Raw genomic sequence first — 16,625 nt, 5'->3', positions numbered from 1 at the left:
AGCGATGCCGCAGCGCAGCGTGGGCCGGCTCAAAGGATCACTGGCATAAATCCCAGCGATCAGAAAAATTGATTGGCGCAACACCTTGTGCCACCGGTACATTCGACTGGTCCAGCCAAGTGAAAAAAGCTGGCCATCGAGGAACATCTCCCATGCCACAGCGAAACGACACGGCCATATGGTCCGGCCTGTTCCGGATTTCGGCGGAATCCGGTCAGACCCTGCAGGCGCAGATCCGCCAGGCGATCGTCGCCGCCATCCTCGACCGGCAGATCGCGGCTTCCATGCCGCTTCCGTCCTGCCGGATTCTTGCCGAAAAACTCGGCGTGGCGCGCGGCACCGTGGTGCTGGCCTTCCAGCAGCTGGTCGACCAGGGCTTCCTGGTGGCGCGCGAGCGCCGCGGCCATTTCGTCAATCCCGAAGTGCTGGCGACGCCGGCCAAGCCGCATCAGAAGGCGCCCGACCAGGCCAACGAGATCGACTGGAAGGCGCGTCGGCAGATCGCGGCGAGCGACATGCCGCCGCCGGCCAAGCACGACAACTGGATCAAGTCGTCATACCCCTTCGTCTATGGCCAATTCGACCCGGCGCTGTTCCCGACCGCCGAATGGCGCGAGTGCAACCGCATGGCGTTGGCGGTGCTCGAAATCCGCAACTGGGCATCCGACATGGTCGACCGCGACGATCCGCTCCTGATCGAGCAGATCCAGGCACGGCTGCTGCCGCGACGCGGCATCTTCGCCAATCCGGACGAGATCATCGTGACGTTAGGCGCGCAGAACGCGCTTTACATGCTGGCGACGCTGTTGATGACCAAGGGCTCCAAGGTGGCGATGGAGGACCCGGGCTATCCCGATGCACGTTCGATCTTCCGGCTGGCCGGCGCCGAGATCCAGCCGGTTCCGGTCGACCACTCGGGCATCGTAACCTCGGCCATTCCCAATGATTCCGGCTTCGTCTTCGTCACGCCCAGCCACAATTGCCCGACCATGGTGCCGCTGTCGGCAGAGCGGCGGCAGGAGCTTTTGGCGCGCGCCAACCGGCACAACCAGATCATCATCGAGGACGGATATGACAGCCAGCTCCTGGACGAGGCGCCGCAGCAGGCGCTGAAGAGCCTCGATCGCTCCGGCCGCGTCGTCTATGTCGGCTCGATGTCGAAGACGCTGGCTCCCGGCCTGAGGCTTGGCTACATCGTCGCCTCGGCCGGGCTGATCTCCGAGCTTCGGGCGCTACGCCGCTTCATGCTGCGCCATCCGCCGGCGAACAACCAGCGCGCCGTGGCGCTCTTCCTGTCGCTCGGCCATCACGAGGCACTGGTGCGGCGGCTGTCGAGCGCCTTCGACGAGAGGCGCAAGCGTCTGGTCCATGCGATTTCCGCCTTCCTGCCGGAGTGGCGCTCGACCGATTCGGCCGGCGGCACATCGCTCTGGCTCGAGGGGCCGCGCGGCACCGATTCGCGCGGGCTGGCGGAGGCCGCGGCCTCGCGCAGCGTCATCATCGAGCCTGGCGACCGCTTCTTCGACCGCACCGAAAAGCCATCGCGTTTCATGCGCTTGGGCATTTCCTCGATCGCGTTGCAGCACATCGAACCCGGCATCCGCGAACTGGCGACGGCAGCTGGACGCAGGCCGGCAGCGGCCTGATCTCCCTTCCCCGACCGGAGCCTGGCGCATGTGGTGCGGCTCTGGTTCTTTAGCTCCTTGGCATATTCGACGGGACCGGCTGGCACATAGGCTGTGCCAATGCCGGCGGCATAGTCGCTGTGTAGAGGGACGAAGCAGGCCGATGGTGGACCAACCGCCGCGAGTTCCTGCCGATGAAGGTGGAGTGCTTCCATGCCAGTGGCTGTCGAACAGCAGGACACGCCGGCGAACCGTCGTCCACAGCGCTCCGGTCTTCGCGAAACAGGACATGCCATGCGATCAGCTCCTCTGATGGAGGACACCGGACCACGACACCAGGCCATCGAGAGCGGCAGCTACGGGCCGCTGCGCGGGGATGACTGCGAGCGCATCCACGAGGGCGTGCTGACGCTCCTGGAGACGGTGGGTTTCGCCAATGCCATCCCTTCCTGCATAAAGGTGCTGACCAAGGCGGGGGCGGTCCATGGCGACGACGACCGTGTGCGCTTTCCGCGCGCGCTAGTGCTCGACACCATCAAGCGGGCGGCACGACATTTCACACTTCATGGCCAGGACGCCAGGCACGACATGGTGGTCCAGGGCAAGCGCGTGCACTACGGCACGGCAGGTATCGCCGTGCACCTGGTGGATCTGGAGAAGCGCGAGTACCGCGAATCCAAGCTGCAGGACATTTATGATGCTGCCCGCATCGTCGATGGGCTGGACAACATCCATTTCTTCCAGCGGCCGATGGTGGCGCGCGACATCGCCGATCCGCTCGAGATGGATTTCAACACGCTCTATGCCTGTGTGATGGGGACATCGAAGCACGTCGGAACATCCTTCACCGTGCGTGAGAACGTGAAGCCGGCGCTTGAAATGCTGTACGCCATCGCCGGCGGCGAGGAGAATTTCCGCGCCCGGCCATTCGTTTCTAACTCTAACTCATTCGTCGTGCCGCCGATGAAGTTCGCCGAGGATGCCTGCGGCGTGCTCGAGGCTTGCGTTGAAGGCGGCATCCCGATCCTGCTGCTCTCGACCGGCCAGTCCGGCACCACAGCACCCGCGGCGATGGCCGGCGCCGTCGTGCAAGCGGTGGCCGAAGTACTGGCCGGCCTGGTCTATGTCAATGCGCTCAAGCCGGGCCATCCGGCGATCTTCGGCGCCTGGCCGTTCATGTCGGACCTGCGTACCGGCGCCATGGCCGGCGGGTCGGCCGAGCAGTCGGTGGCAACGGCGGCCTGCGCCCAGATGGCGCAATTCTACGATCTGCCCGGCGGCTCGGCCGCTGGCATGACGGATTCGAAACTGCCCGACATTCAATCCGGCTACGAAAAGGGCATCACCAATGTGATGGCCGGCCTCTCCGGCCTCAACCTCGTCTACGAGGCGGCCGGCATGCATGCCTCGCTGCTCGGCTTCTGCCTGGAGAGCCTGGTCATCGACAACGACATGCTCGGTCATTGCCTGGGCTGCGCACGTGGCATCGACGTGACTGACGAGGCCCTGTCGATCGACAGCATCACCGAGGTCTGCCTCAAAGGCCCAGGCCACTATCTCGACAGCGAACAAACGCTCAAGCTGATGCAGACCGATCATCTCTATCCCGCCTTCGCCGATCGTTCCTCACCGAAGGAATGGAACGAAAAAGGCCGACCTGATATATTGCTGCGGGCGATCACCGAGAAGAAACGCATTCTTGCCGAACGATTTCCGCGCCACGTGCCAAAACAGGTCGACGACAGATTGCGTGCCCGCTTCGGCAGCCTGATCCACCTGCCGCGCACGTATATGGGCGGCTGACCGGAGACGAGTTCGTGCAGCCATACAGCCACCACCCAGAGCCAATTCCGGACGGAAAACCGCTTCACAGTTTTCCTGGAATTGCCCCAGGACCAACCATCGGGCAGAACGACAAATGAGTGCGCATCCTATCCTGCAAGCCCACACCGACGGCGACGCGATCGATCGGCTGGTGGCGTCTCACCGGCCCGGCCACGGCCTGGTGCGTGCCTTCTATCATGACCCGGCGATCTTCGAGCGTGACATGGAACGTGTCTTTCGCCGCCACTGGCATTGCCTGGCCCATGCCAGCGTTATCCCGAACCCCGGCGATTTCGAGCTGTTCAAACTGGGCGATGAGGCGGTCATCCTGACGCGCGGCATGGATGGCACCGTGCATGCCATGCTCAATGTCTGCCGCCACCGCGGCGCCGAGGTCTGCACCAAGGAGAAGGGCAACGCGAAGATGTTCGTGTGTCCCTACCACGCCTGGACCTATTCCAATGACGGGTCGTTGCGCGCTGCCCGCCTGATGCCGAAGGATTTCGACCGCACGGCGCACGGGCTGAAGAAGCTTCATGTCCGCGTTGCCTCCGGGCTGGTTTTCATTTCCTTCGCGGAGACGCCGCTCGATTTCGATCCAATCGAACAGTCGCTGCGCACAAGCTGCGGCCAGTATGGCTGGGGCGACGCCAAGGTGGCGTATCGCCAGTCCTATCCGCTCGACGCCAACTGGAAGCTCGCCGTCGAGAACTATGTCGAATGCTACCATTGCGGGCCGGCGCATCCGGAATATTCGCAGACGCATGCGCTGGAAAAGCCGGCCGAGATGATCGAGCAGCTCAACGCGGCGATGGAGCAGCGCACCTGCGCGCTCGGCATCGAGATCGGCAGCGCCAACCGCTGGCAGAACTCGGCGGCCGGTCAGGAAGCAATCCATACCTTCCGCTATGCGCTCTATGATGGCGTTTCGAGCGGCAGCCAGGATGGCTCGCCGGTGGCCCCGCTGATGGGCCGCTTCACCGACTATGACGGTGGCGTCACCTCCATCCATCTCGGCGGCACGACCTTCCTCGTCTGCTATCCCGATCACGGCATGATCTACCGCTTCATCCCGAAAACGGCGGGCACCTGCGAGATGGAGCTGATCTGGCTGGTGCGCGGCGACGCGGTCGAGGGCCAGGACTACGATCTGGAGAAGCTGACCTGGCTGTGGAAGGTCACCACCCAAGAGGACAAGAAGATCATCGAGCACACAGCGCGTGGCGTGCGCTCGCACTATTTCGTGCCGGGGCCGATCGCGCCGATGGAATACAACGAACTGCGCTACATCGGCTGGTATCTTGAGGAGATCAGCCGGGCTTGATCGACTCGGCTGCCGCGGGGGGATCCGGCAGATCTTGCCTGTCGCGTCATTCCGCGCTGAGCCCGTATCGGTCGACGACTTCGGCGTTGATCAGCTTGGCATGCAGCGTCATCAGCACGATCTGTGCGTCGAAGCTGTCGCCGGCCTCAAGTGCCGCCTCGATGCGGCGCTCGGCTTCCAGCGTCCGTTGATGGCCATTGGCTTGCTCGAAGGTTTCGGGACCCGCGATGCAATAGCTGCACAATTGTGCCACCGACGCATAGATGCCCGGCGGCGGCTCGTCGGGCCAGTGATCCTTCATCAGATTGACGATCGTGAGTTTTACCCCCTCCGGCACAAGGGCGGGATGCAGATCGGCGCCGCGCAATGCATCGTCGAGCTGCCTCAAGTCGCCCGAGCGACCGAACATTCCAAGGAAGCCGAGGGAAGAACGCCGTTGCGCCATAATGGTCCAACCGTTCCCAACCAGTTAGGTGGTTCACAAGCGGAATACAAACGCAGCGGCATTCAAAGCGTCGCGTTTAAGTAGATTCAGGCGATGCGCTTCAAGTCCTTGCAGGCATCAGCTACTTACCGCCAGCAACAAGACACCGGCCAGCGCCGATCCGGCAAGCGTCGGCAGCATACCGATCTTCAGCTTCAGAATGGCGATCATCGAGGCACAGGAAAGCAGCGCCGCGCGCCAGTCTATCGATGAAAGCACCGGCACGTCCATTCCAAGCCCGACATTGCGCACTTCGCCGAAGATGACGTGCAAGCCGAACCATAGAGCGAGATTCATGATGACGCCGACGACGGCGGCGGTGATCGCACCGAGCGCCGCCGATAGCGCCTTGTTGCCGCGCAGCGCTTCGATGTAAGGCGCGCCAAGGAATATCCATAGGAAACATGGGGTAAACGTCGCCCACAGCGTGAACAGCCCGCCAAACAGTCCGGCAACCAGCGGCGCCAGCAAGCCCGGCTGGCGGAACGCGGCAACGAAGCCGACGAACTGCAAGACCAGGATGAGCGGACCCGGCGTGGTTTCGGCAAGTCCAAGGCCGTCGACCATTTCACCGGGTGCCAGCCAGCCGAAGTACTCGACCGCTGCCTGCGCGACATAGGCAAGGGCTGCGTAGGCGCCGCCGAAGGTGACGACCGCCATGACACTGAAGAAGCCACCGATTTGCGTCCAGACGCTGGCAGGGCCGGTGAAAGCCCAGATCAGCAGAACAGGCCCCAGCCAGATCGGCAGCCAGATCGCCAAAGTGCGCGGCGCGTGCCATCGCGTCGGCCTGACGTGGGTCAGTTCACCGCGCTCGAACATCAGATCCACCGCGCCCTTGATGTCGGGAACATCGCCCTTGCCCTGCGATGCGGCTGAAAAAAATGCCGGCGCACTACGGTTGCCGATCCAGCCTGTCAGGCCGGCAAGCAGGACGATCAGCGGAAACGGCACGTTCAACGCGTAGATGGCGATGAAGGCAGCGAGTGCGATCGACACCATGATCGGGTTTTTCAGCGCGCGTCTGCCGATCCGGATCACCGCCTCGATGACAATGGCGAGCACGGTCGCCTTGACCCCGAAAAACAGCGCCGCGACGAGTGGTACATCGCCATAGAGCGCATAGAGGCTGCTCAGGACGAGCATGACAAGCGCGCCCGGCACGACGAAGAGAATGCCGGCAACAAGGCCGCCGGCCGTTTTGTGCAGCAACCAGCCGATATAGATGGCGAGCTGCTGGGCCTCGGGGCCAGGCAGCAACATGCAGTAGTTCAACGCATGCAGGAAGCGCTGTTCGCCGATCCAGCGCCGTTCCTCGACCAGTTCCTTGTGCATGAGCGCGATCTGCCCGGCCGGGCCGCCAAAGCTGAGCACGCCGATTTTCGCCCAGACCTTCACGGCCTGCCGGAAGCTCGGCACAGCGGGCTCCTGAATCTCCGCCGGCTTTTTCGATAGGACGGCGCTCACGATGGTTTGCCCGCGCTGACTGCGCCGGCGGCCGGCCAGTTATGCGTCTCCTCGGTGGCATCGCGGCACCAGCGGAAGAACATATCATAGAGCAGCATGCCGGCCTCGAGCTGCTCCAGATCGTTGCGAAACATCCGTGACAGGCCAAGCGAGGCAGCCAGGAACCCGGCCGCCTGTGGAACAAGATCGAGGCTCGCAGTATCGGCGGCGCGTATGATCGTGGCCAAGCGATCGAGTGCTTCGGATTTAAGCCCGAACTCCTCGATCATGGTGTCGAAGGTGCAGCGTTCGCCGCGGTGGCTCCAGAACACGTTCTCAATGTCGAAAGGCACGGCCTGAAAGCGATCGGCGACGGCCGACACTTCGGCCGGCTCGACGAAGAGAAAGACCGCGTGAGGATCGATGAAGCGCCGAATCAGCCAGGGGCAGGCGATGCGGTCGACCTTCGGGCGCGTACGCGTCACCCAAACGGTGCGGCCCTTGGCATCGCGGGGCGGTATCTTGCGGGCGTCAACAAGAAGCCCCTTGGAGTCGCGCCAGTCTTCAAACCCGCCGTCGAGCGATTCGGCGGCAATGCCCTCGTGGCGCAGCCATGCGGCCACGCCTTGCGAGAGCTTTTTTCCCTGTTGGCAGACGACTGTCACTTGCCAGCCGGCGAAGTCGGCAGCCCAGTTCGAGACAGTCCTGAAATCACGCCGATCCGACGCCGGCAGCAGTCGCGGGTCGGCGTTGTAGTCATCGTCGATGCGGACATCGATGATCGCGGGTGCACCCGGCAGACCAATCAGACGGGATAGTTGCGGTACGGTGATGGTTGTTGTCGACGGCATGGCGTCCACCTCCTGGAAAGAGAAGCTTGGACGCGAACATTGGGCTGACGCCTCACGGGGTCGTCGCGATTAACCCCTTGCGATGATCGTGGATTTGTCGCGCTCGCTTGTCAAGCATTGCCGTTCTCGCAGGAGCAATCGCTGTTGACAAATGACCGCGTCCAACCCTGTGCCGGGCATTTCTGCCCATTATCGGCAGCTATCGCAGGTGGAAAGCCGAGGCTTTCGCTCTGCGATGTGACCCCACCCCTATCCCTCCTGGCGCTGACCTCGGCAAATTGCCTGCACCGGCGGCTGGCTCATGCGACGGACCCTGGTCAGTGATTGTCCCTCGGCACCCCGCTTGTATGAGCCACATCCTGGTATTTTACCGCCGGCTTCAGCACCATGCCTTCGGAAAACTGGTCGACCATGCCGCGCTGGATCTCCTGCCACGGCGTCTGGTGCTTGGGATAGTGATAGCCGCCATTGTTCTGCAGTTCGGTGCGCCGCCGCGTGATCTCGTCGTCGCTGACGAGGATATCGGCGGTGCCCTTGCGCAGATCGACGCGGACGCGGTCACCGGTCTTCAGCAGCGCCAGCCCGCCGCCGATGGCGGCTTCCGGCGAGGCGTTGAGGATCGAGGGCGAACCCGACGTGCCCGACTGGCGGCCGTCGCCGATACAGGCCAGCGCGTGGATGCCCTTTTTGATCAGATAGGCCGGCGGCTGCATGTTGACGACTTCGGCGCCGCCCGGATAGCCGATCGGGCCGGCGCCGCGCATGAACAGGATGGTGTGCTCGTCGATGCCTTGTGCCGGATCGTCGATGCGGGCGTGGTAATCCTCGGGCCCGTCGAACACCATGGCGTTGCCCTCGAAGGCTTCGGGGTCCTTCGGGTTCGACAGATAGCGCTCGCGGAACTCGGGCGAGATGCCGCTGGTCTTCATGATCGCCGAATCGAACAGATTGCCCTTGAGATTGATGAAGCCGGCATTGGCTTTCAGCGGCTCGGCAACCGTGCGGATGACGTCGAGGTTCTCGTTGACGGCGCCCCTGCAATTGTCACCGATGGTCTTGCCATTAGCTGTCATGGCTTCCGGATAGGGCAGCAGGCCGCCCTTCATCAGTTCGGCGACCACGGCCGGCACGCCGCCGGCATGGTGATAGTCCTCGCCGAGATATTCGCCCGTCGGCTGCAGATTGACGATGAGCGGTACGTTGAGGCCGACCTTCTGCCAATCGTCATTGTCGAGCGGCACGCCGAGATGGCGGGCGATGGCGTTGAGGTGGATCGGCGCGTTGGTCGAGCCGCCGATCGCCGAGTTGACGACGATGGCGTTCTCGAAGGCCTTACGGGTCATAATGTCGGACGGCTTCAGATCCTCATGCACCATGTCGACGATGCGCTTTCCGGTCTCGTAGGCGATCTGGCCGCGCTCGCGATAGGGGGCGGGGATAGCGGCCGAGCCCGGCAATTGCATGCCGAGCGCCTCGGCCAGCGAATTCATCGTGGTGGCGGTACCCATCGTGTTGCAATAGCCGGTCGACGGCGCCGAGGAGGCAACGATATCCATGAACTCGTCATAGCCAATCTCGCCGGCCGACAGGCGCTGGCGCGATTCCCAGACGATGGTGCCGGAGCCGGTGCGCTTGCCCTTGTGCCAGCCGTTGAGCATCGGGCCGACCGAAAGCGCGATAGCCGGAATGTTGACGGTGGCCGCGGCCATCAGCATGGCTGGCGTCGTCTTGTCGCAGCCGATGGTGAGCACTACGCCGTCGAGCGGATAGCCGTAGAGCACCTCTACCAGGCTGAGATAGGCAAGGTTGCGGTCAAGTGCAGCAGTCGGCCGCTTGCCGGTCTCCTGGATCGGGTGGCAAGGGAACTCGAAAGGGATGCCACCCATCGAGACGATGCCTTCGCGCACGCGCTTGGCCAGTTCGATGTGATGGCGGTTGCAGGGCGACAGGTCCGAGCCGGTCTGGGCGATGCCGATCAGCGGCTTGCCGGACATCAGTTCGGCCCGCGTCAGCCCGTAATTCAGGTAGCGCTCCAGATAGAGTGCCGTCATGCCCGGATTGTCGGGATTGTCGAACCACTCCTGCGAGCGAAATTTCTTCTTGTGGGTGGGGGCGCCTGCCATCGTGGTCTCCGTATTTGTATGACAAATCGATATGACAACGCGCGGGAGCAGGCAAGGGGCACGCGCCATCCGAATCCGCTCTTTGGTACGAAAGACATACATCTGCCTCCGCGCCAGACGGGATCGTGGTTTGTCAGCCCGCTATCCCGGAGAGTTGGAGCGCGTCGCCGCGGACCCTACCTGACCCTTCCGGCCACCCTCCCCCTCAAGGGGCCCACTTGGGGAGGGACATCCGCATCACTCGAACACGATGCTCGGCACTGCAGCCTCGGCCGCGCCGCGCTCTTCATTGACGCGGTCCCAGACCTTGGCGGCGATGTCGCGATAGATTTTCGCCTCAGCGCCATCCGGCTTGGAGACCACCACCGGCGTGCCGGCATCGGAGCTTTCGCGGATGCCCATCTCGAGCGGCACTTCGCCAAGGAAGGTGACGCCGAGACGCTCGGCCTCGCGGCGGGCGCCGCCATGGCCGAAGATGTCGTAGCGTTTTCCCGTATCGGGGGCGAGAAAATAGCTCATGTTTTCGACGATACCCAATAGCGGCACGTCGACCTTTCTGAACATGTTGAGGCCTTTGCGCGCATCGATCAGGGCCAGGTCCTGTGGCGTCGAGACGATGACGGCGCCGGCCAGCGGCACCTGTTGGGCCATGGTCAGCTGGGCGTCACCGGTGCCGGGCGGCATGTCGACGACGAGCACATCAAGCGGTCCCCATTCGACCTCGCGCAGCATCTGCGTCAATGCCGACATCACCATCGGCCCGCGCCAGATCATCGGCGTCTCCTCATCGACGAGGAAGCCCATCGACATGACCTTGAGGCCATAATTCTGCATCGGCTTCAGGATCTTGCCGTCGACGGTCTGCGGCCTGCCACGAATGTTGAGCAGACGCGGCATGGAAGGGCCATAAATGTCGGCATCGAGCACCCCGACCCGCAGCCCGTTGGCGGCAAGCCCAAGGGCGATATTGACGGCGGTGGTCGACTTGCCGACGCCGCCCTTGCCGGAAGCGACGGCGATGATCGCTTCGATGCCGGGTACGCCGCGCTTGCCCTGGCTGTGCGAGGCGGGCGCCTGCGGCGTGGGACGCGCAGGTGCGGCCGGCGGAGCGGGCCTCTGAGCCGGTCTTTGCGGAACCGGCGCCTCCATGCCGCCGCCCTTCTTTTCCGCCGTCAGCGCGACCACGGCGCCGGCAACACCGGGGATCGCCTTGACGACACGTTCGGCCGCCGCACGCAGCGGTTCCATCTCCTGGGCACGGGCAGCGGGAACGGTTATCGAAAAGAACACCTTGGCATCGGCAATGAAAATCTCGGAAACCAGGCCGAGGTCGACGATATTGCCGGTGAAATCCGGCCCATTGACCGTCTTCAGGCGCTCGATAACGATTTCCTTGGTCACGTTTTCATTGGCGGCGGGCATGAGTTTTTCCTCTACTTTTCCGCTCCAGATAATGCAGTTCCGGAACAGAACCAAGCGATGGACCACCAATTGCAGCGGCGTATCGGGGAGGCAGCGAGCATATGACGGCATTTCCAGTGGGAGCAGCCGTCGCCAAATCGTCAGCGCAGCCTATTTCATGAGCATGGAATGACAGCCAGGGAAGGAGACGAATCATGCTCGCAAACAGCAACGCGACGGCCAATCTCGCCGTGAAGGACCTGGCCAAGGCCAGGGCATTCTACGAAGGGGTCCTTGGCCTGAAAGAGGTGCACAATGAAGGTGGCGAACTGATCGTCTATAAAAGCGGCGACACCAGCATCAACGTCTACCGTTCGAACTTCGCTGGGACCAACAAGGCGACGGCTGTGACATGGACGGTCGGCGACGAACTCGGCAAGATCGTTGAGGCATTGAAATCGAAGGGCGTGACCTTCGAGCATTACGACATGCCCGGGCTGACGCTTGAGGGTGACATCCATGTCGGTCACGGCATGAAGGTCGCATGGTTCAGGGATCCGGACGGCAACATCCTGAATCTTGTGGACCGGTAGTCGCCGCGCCAGAGGCGGCTCCAGGCGCCATGATGCTCACATCACCTTGCCAGACCGACCGCGAAGTAGGTGAGAGCCGCGATCGCCGCGGTTGCCGGCAAGGTGACGATCCATGCGACCACGATGTTGCCGGCAATGCCCCAGCGAACGGCGGAGACGCGGCGGGCGGCGCCGACGCCGATGATAGCGCCGGTGATCGTGTGCGTGGTCGATACCGGAATACCGAGCCAGGTGGCGGCGAACAGGGTGATCGCTCCGCCGGTCTCGGCGCAGAAACCCTGCATCGGGTTCAGCCGGGTGATCTTCGAGCCCATGGTGTGGACGATGCGCCAGCCGCCGAGCAACGTGCCCAGCGCCAGCGCCGACTGACAGGTGATGACGACCCACAGCGGCACGTAAAAATTCGCGCCGAGCATGCCTTGCGAATAGAGCAGCACGGCGATGATGCCCATGGTCTTCTGCGCGTCGTTGCCGCCATGGCCGAGCGAATAGAGCGAGGCGGAAAAGAACTGCATAACGCGGAAGGTGCTGTCGACGGCGAACGGCGTCTGCCGCACGAACAGCCAGGAGACCGCGAGGATCAAGACAAGCGCCAGCAGAAAGCCTGCCGCCGGCGATAGCACGATGGCCGCCGTCGTCTTGCCCAACCCGGCCCAGACGATGGCACCGGTGCCTGCCTTGGCAACCCCGGCGCCGACCAAACCGCCGATCAGAGCGTGCGAGCTGCTGGACGGGATTCCGACGAGCCAGGTGACGACATTCCAGACGATGGCGCCGACAAGTGCTGCGAAGATCACTGCCGGCGTGACGATGCTGGCGTCGATGATGCCGGTTCCGAGCGTCTCCGCTACGTGGAGACCGAAGAACATGAAGGCGATGAAATTGAAGAAGGCCGCCCAGAACACCGCATAGTGCGGCCGCAGCACCCGGGTGGAGACGATGGTGGCGATGGAGTTGGCGGCATCGTGCAGGCCGTTGAGGAAATCGAAGAACAGCGCGACGACGACAAGGCCGACCAGCACGGGAAAGGCTATTGCGGCTTCTGACACTATACGTTCTCGATGACGATGCCGCTGATTTCGTTGGCGACGTCCTCGAAGCGATCGACCACCTTTTCCAGCTGGCCGTAAATCTCGCTGCCGATCAGATAGGCCATCGGATCGCTGCGGCCGTGCCGCTTGAACAGGTCCTTCAGGCCCTGCTCGTGCAGGTCGTCGGCCCGGCCTTCGGCGCGCATGACCTCCTCGGCGATGGCGTTGAGGCGCACCGTATGCGCCCCGACCTTGCCGAGCAGCGGGATCGCCTCGGCCACCAACTTGGCGGCCTCGACGATGACACCTCCCATTTCCTGCATCAGCGGGTCGAATTCCTTCTTCTCGAACAGCCTTACCGTCTTGACGGTTTTGTGCATCATATCGATGGCATCATCCATCGACTGGATCAGGTCCTTGATGTCGCCGCGGTCGAAGGGCGTGATGAAGGAGCGGCGCACGGCCAGCAGCACTTCCGCGGTGATCTGATCGGCTTCGTTCTCGAGATCGATGATCGTCTGGCACCAGCGCTCGATGTCGTTGCCCTGCAAAAGCTGCTGCAGTGCCTCGGCGCCACCGACCACGGTGCGGGAATGCCGCTCGAACAGGTCGAAGAAGCGATCTTCGCGCGGCAGCAGCTTGCGGAACCAGCCCAGCATGTTCGGTACTCCCGTCGTGTCCAGTCCACGACCCCGTCTCATCCACATAGCGCCGCATTCCATCGCGGGAAACAGTAAGCCGGCTGAAAGATGTGGATGCGGACGATTTACACAGGCGGCTTGCGGCCGAAGGCGATTTCCCCGACCTTGCGCGCTAAGATCGGACACAGCGTCCATGACAGGCTCCGACGGCATGATCGACAAGCTGGAATTCTTCATAGCACTTGCCAGGGAAGAACATTTCGGCCGGGCGGCGGAGGTGTGCGGCGTCACCCAACCGACGCTTTCGGCCGGCATCAAGCAGCTGGAGGGTCAGCTCGGCGTGATGCTGGTGCTGCGCGGCTCGCGCTTCCAGGGGCTGACGCCGGAAGGCAAGCAGGTGTTGGTGTGGGCGCGCCGCATCGTCGGCGATAGCAGGACCATGCGCGAGGAGATGCGGGCGGCGCGCCACGGCCTGTCGGGGCGCATCCGCATCGCCGCGATCCCGACGGCGCTGGCCATGGTGGCGCGACTGACGACGCCGTTTCGGGCAAAGCACCCCGGCGTCACCTTCTCGGTGCTGTCGCGCACCTCGATCGAGGTGCTATCGCTGCTCGGCAATTTCGACATCGACGCCGGCATCACCTATCTCGACAACGAGCCGCTCGGACGCGTCACCAGCGTGCCGCTCTATGACGAGCGCTATCAGCTGATCACCGCGGTCGGGAACCCCTATTTCGACCGCGACAAAGTGACATGGGCGGAACTCAGCCAGCTGCCGCTCTGCCTGCTGACGCCGGACATGCAGAACCGCCGCATCATCGACCAGCATCTGGCCGAAGCCGGCGTGCAGGTGCGGCCGACATTGGAATCCAACTCGATGATCGTGCTGTTTTCGCATATCCGCACCGGCAAATGGTCGTCGATCATGCCGCTTAACCTTGCGGAAACCTTCGGTTTTTCCGAGCCGATCCGGGCGATCCCGATCGTCGAGCCGGATGCCAGCCACACGGTCGGGCTGGTGGCGGCGCGGCGCGAACCGCACACGCCGCTGGTCTCGGCGCTGTTGGACGAGGCAATGGCGCTGGCGGACGATTTCCACGGCCGCCGCTAGTCTAGACAATGCTGGTGAACGCGAACGATAGAAAATTTCTATCGAGCAACGGATCGGCTTTATTGATTTGGCGGGTTTCCTCTGATTTCCTAACCACTTAGCGGAAGACCGCCACGACCAGGGAGGGCGCTGCATGACGATGCAGCTAGCAAGTACCGAGATCGCATCGCGCACGGCGGCGATCATCCACGAGCTGAAAGGCCTCGAAGGCCCGCTGTTGCCGATCCTGCACGGCATACAGGAAGAGTTCGGTTATGTGCCGCAGGACGCACTGCCGATCATCGCCGAGGCGCTGAACATCTCCAGGGCCGAGGTTCATGGCGTCGTCACCTTCTATCACGATTACCGCAGCCAGCCCGCCGGCCGCCATGTGCTGAAGCTCTGCCAGGCGGAAGCCTGCCAGTCGATGGGCTCGGATGCGATTGCCGCCAAGCTCAAATCATTGCTGGGCATCGGTTTCCACGAGACAACCCGCGACGGTTCGGTGACACTGGAGCCGGTCTATTGCCTCGGCCTTTGCGCCTGCTCGCCGTCGGCAATGCTGGATGACGAGGTGATCGGGCGGCTCGACGGCGAAAAGCTCAACGAGATCGTTGCCGAGGTGCGCTCATGATCCCGCGTATCTATATTCCCGGCGATTCCGGCGCGCTGGCGCTCGGTGCGGAAAAGGTCGCCAAGGCGGTTCGGGCGGAATTGGCCGAGCGCGGCATCGAGGCCAAGATCGTGCGCAACGGCTCGCGCGGCGCCTATTTCCTCGAGCCTATGGTCGAGGTTGCGACAGCCACTGGCCGCGTCGCCTACGGGCCGGTGAAGCCATCCGACGTCAAAAGCCTGTTCGACTGCGGCTTCCTCACCGGCGGCCACCACAAGCGCTGGCTGGGCGCACCGGACAAGATCCCGTTCCTGGCAAGGCAGACACGGCTGACCTTTGCGCGCTGCGGCGTCACCGATCCGCTGTCGCTCGACCACTACAAGGCGCATGGCGGGCTGAAGGGCCTGCAGAATGCAGTGGCGATGACGCCGGCCGAGGTCGTCAAGCAGGTGACCGAGTCCGGGCTGCGCGGTCGCGGCGGCGCCGGCTTCCCGACCGGCATCAAATGGAAAACTGTGCTCGATACGTCGGCCGACCGCAAATACATCGTCTGCAATGCCGATGAAGGCGATTCCGGCACGTTCGCCGACCGCATGATCATGGAAGGCGACCCCTTCGTGCTGATCGAAGGCATGGCGATCGCCGGCATCGCCACCGGCGCGACCAAGGGCTTCATCTATATCCGCTCCGAATATCCGCACGCGGTGGCGGTGATGCAGAAGGCTGTCGAGATCGCCCGCAAGGCCGGCGTGCTCGGCGTCAATGTGCTCGGCTCGGCCAATTCATTCGACATGGAAGTGCGCGTCGGCGCCGGCGCCTATGTCTGCGGTGAGGAGACCGCGCTGCTAGACAGCCTCGAAGGCAAGCGCGGGCAGGTGCGGGCCAAGCCGCCGCTGCCGGCGCACAAGGGCCTGTTCGGCAAGCCGACGGTGATCAACAACGTCATCTCGCTGGCCTCGGTGCCGGTGATCATGGACAAGGGCGCTGCCTTCTACAAGGATTTCGGCATAGGCCGTTCACGCGGCACCATCCCGATCCAGATTGCGGGCAACGTCAAGTATCCCGGTCTCTACGAGGCCGCGTTCGGCATGACGCTCGGCGAGATCGTCGACGATATCGGCGGCGGCACGGCGACGGGACGCCCGGTCAAAGCGGTGCAGGTGGGTGGCCCGCTCGGCGCCTATTTCCCGCGCGCGCTGTTCGACACGCCGTTCGACTACGAAGCGTTTGCCGCCAAAGACGGGCTGATCGGCCATGCCGGCATCGTCGTTTTCGACGACAGCGCCGACATGCTGAAGCAGGCACGCTTTGCCATGGAATTCTGCGCCATCGAGAGCTGCGGCAAGTGCACGCCGTGCCGCATCGGCTCGACGCGCGGTGTCGAGGTGCTGGACAGGCTCGCCCAGAACGTCGAACCGGAAAAGCAGATCGCGCTGGTCACCGACCTTTGCAACACAATGAAGTTCGGCTCGCTTTGCGCTCTCGGCGGCTTCACCCCATATCCAGTGATGAGTGCACTCAACCATTTCCCGGACGACTTTCGGCCGACGCCGGTCGCCGAAGCAGCGGAATAGGAGCG

14 protein-coding genes are annotated in these 16,625 nt (G+C 63.3%); 7 read left to right on the top strand and 7 right to left on the bottom strand.

Going from position 1 to position 16,625, the window contains the following annotated elements:
* The first annotated feature begins 152 nt into the window (after positions 1–152).
* The 3 genes from pdxR to NKJ81_RS11165 all read left to right on the top strand — a co-directional run bounded on the left by pdxR (position 153) and on the right by NKJ81_RS11165 (position 4,773).
* Positions 153–1,646 (top strand): MocR-like pyridoxine biosynthesis transcription factor PdxR, encoded by a 1,494-nt coding sequence (gene pdxR, locus NKJ81_RS11175; RefSeq protein ID WP_352540461.1) that lies wholly within the window; start codon positions 153–155, stop codon positions 1,644–1,646.
* A gap of 192 nt (positions 1,647–1,838) precedes the next feature.
* Positions 1,839–3,428: a trimethylamine methyltransferase family protein gene (locus tag NKJ81_RS11170; RefSeq protein WP_352540460.1), complete on the top strand. Its 1,590-nt coding sequence runs from the start codon at positions 1,839–1,841 to the stop codon at positions 3,426–3,428.
* A 115-nt stretch (positions 3,429–3,543) separates the two neighbouring features.
* A complete protein-coding gene (locus tag NKJ81_RS11165; protein WP_352540459.1) occupies positions 3,544–4,773 on the top strand; it encodes an aromatic ring-hydroxylating oxygenase subunit alpha in 1,230 nt (409 codons plus the stop codon).
* A 46-nt stretch (positions 4,774–4,819) separates the two neighbouring features.
* Here NKJ81_RS11165 and NKJ81_RS11160 read toward each other — a convergent pair whose 3' ends face one another.
* From NKJ81_RS11160 to NKJ81_RS11140, 5 genes are all read right to left on the bottom strand, one after another.
* Complete coding sequence (locus tag NKJ81_RS11160; RefSeq protein ID WP_352469996.1) at positions 4,820–5,218, bottom strand: hypothetical protein; 399 nt, start codon at positions 5,216–5,218, stop codon at positions 4,820–4,822.
* 117 nt (positions 5,219–5,335) lie between these two features.
* Positions 5,336–6,724 carry a chromate efflux transporter gene (gene chrA, locus NKJ81_RS11155; RefSeq protein ID WP_352540458.1) on the bottom strand — a complete coding sequence of 463 codons (1,389 nt, stop codon included), beginning with the start codon at positions 6,722–6,724 and terminating at the stop codon, positions 5,336–5,338.
* On the bottom strand, positions 6,721–7,554 hold the full coding sequence (locus NKJ81_RS11150; protein WP_352540457.1) for a chromate resistance protein ChrB domain-containing protein: 834 nt from the start codon (positions 7,552–7,554) through the stop codon (positions 6,721–6,723). The genes chrA and NKJ81_RS11150 overlap by 4 nt, the downstream gene beginning before the upstream one ends.
* A 317-nt stretch (positions 7,555–7,871) precedes the next feature.
* A complete protein-coding gene (locus NKJ81_RS11145; RefSeq protein ID WP_352540456.1) occupies positions 7,872–9,677 on the bottom strand; it encodes an IlvD/Edd family dehydratase in 1,806 nt (601 codons plus the stop codon).
* Positions 9,678–9,914: 237 nt separating this feature from the next.
* The gene (locus NKJ81_RS11140) at positions 9,915–11,099 is read right to left on the bottom strand and encodes an Mrp/NBP35 family ATP-binding protein (RefSeq protein WP_352469992.1); all 1,185 of its coding nucleotides are present in this window, start codon (positions 11,097–11,099) and stop codon (positions 9,915–9,917) included.
* 194 nt (positions 11,100–11,293) lie between these two features.
* Between NKJ81_RS11140 and NKJ81_RS11135 the strand changes: the two genes are divergently transcribed.
* Positions 11,294–11,671 (top strand): VOC family protein, encoded by a 378-nt coding sequence (locus NKJ81_RS11135; RefSeq protein WP_352469991.1) that lies wholly within the window; start codon positions 11,294–11,296, stop codon positions 11,669–11,671.
* Between the two features lie 41 nt (positions 11,672–11,712).
* Here the strand turns inward: NKJ81_RS11135 and NKJ81_RS11130 are convergent, their stop codons facing one another.
* Together NKJ81_RS11130 and NKJ81_RS11125 are read right to left on the bottom strand one after the other, a co-directional pair.
* The gene (locus NKJ81_RS11130) at positions 11,713–12,720 is read right to left on the bottom strand and encodes an inorganic phosphate transporter (protein WP_352469990.1); all 1,008 of its coding nucleotides are present in this window, start codon (positions 12,718–12,720) and stop codon (positions 11,713–11,715) included.
* Complete coding sequence (locus NKJ81_RS11125) at positions 12,720–13,361, bottom strand: DUF47 family protein (RefSeq protein ID WP_352469989.1); 642 nt, start codon at positions 13,359–13,361, stop codon at positions 12,720–12,722. Before NKJ81_RS11125 ends, NKJ81_RS11130 begins: the two co-directional genes overlap by 1 nt.
* Positions 13,362–13,554: 193 nt before the next feature.
* Between NKJ81_RS11125 and NKJ81_RS11120 the strand changes: the two genes are divergently transcribed.
* From NKJ81_RS11120 to NKJ81_RS11110, 3 genes are all read left to right on the top strand, one after another.
* Positions 13,555–14,454, top strand: coding sequence for a LysR family transcriptional regulator (locus tag NKJ81_RS11120; protein ID WP_352470186.1), 900 nt, complete (start codon positions 13,555–13,557; stop codon positions 14,452–14,454).
* A 133-nt stretch (positions 14,455–14,587) separates the two neighbouring features.
* Positions 14,588–15,067: a formate dehydrogenase subunit gamma gene (locus tag NKJ81_RS11115; RefSeq protein ID WP_352540455.1), complete on the top strand. Its 480-nt coding sequence runs from the start codon at positions 14,588–14,590 to the stop codon at positions 15,065–15,067.
* Positions 15,064–16,620: a formate dehydrogenase beta subunit gene (locus NKJ81_RS11110; RefSeq protein WP_352540454.1), complete on the top strand. Its 1,557-nt coding sequence runs from the start codon at positions 15,064–15,066 to the stop codon at positions 16,618–16,620. The genes NKJ81_RS11115 and NKJ81_RS11110 overlap by 4 nt, the downstream gene beginning before the upstream one ends.
* Positions 16,621–16,625 lie beyond the last annotated feature (5 nt).

Origin of the sequence: Mesorhizobium sp. M0018 (assembly GCF_040323955.1) — a bacterium.
Classification (GTDB): domain Bacteria; phylum Pseudomonadota; class Alphaproteobacteria; order Rhizobiales; family Rhizobiaceae; genus Mesorhizobium.
The sequence above is the reverse complement of the archived record's forward strand: the minus strand, read 5'-3'. Positions and strand labels throughout refer to the sequence as shown.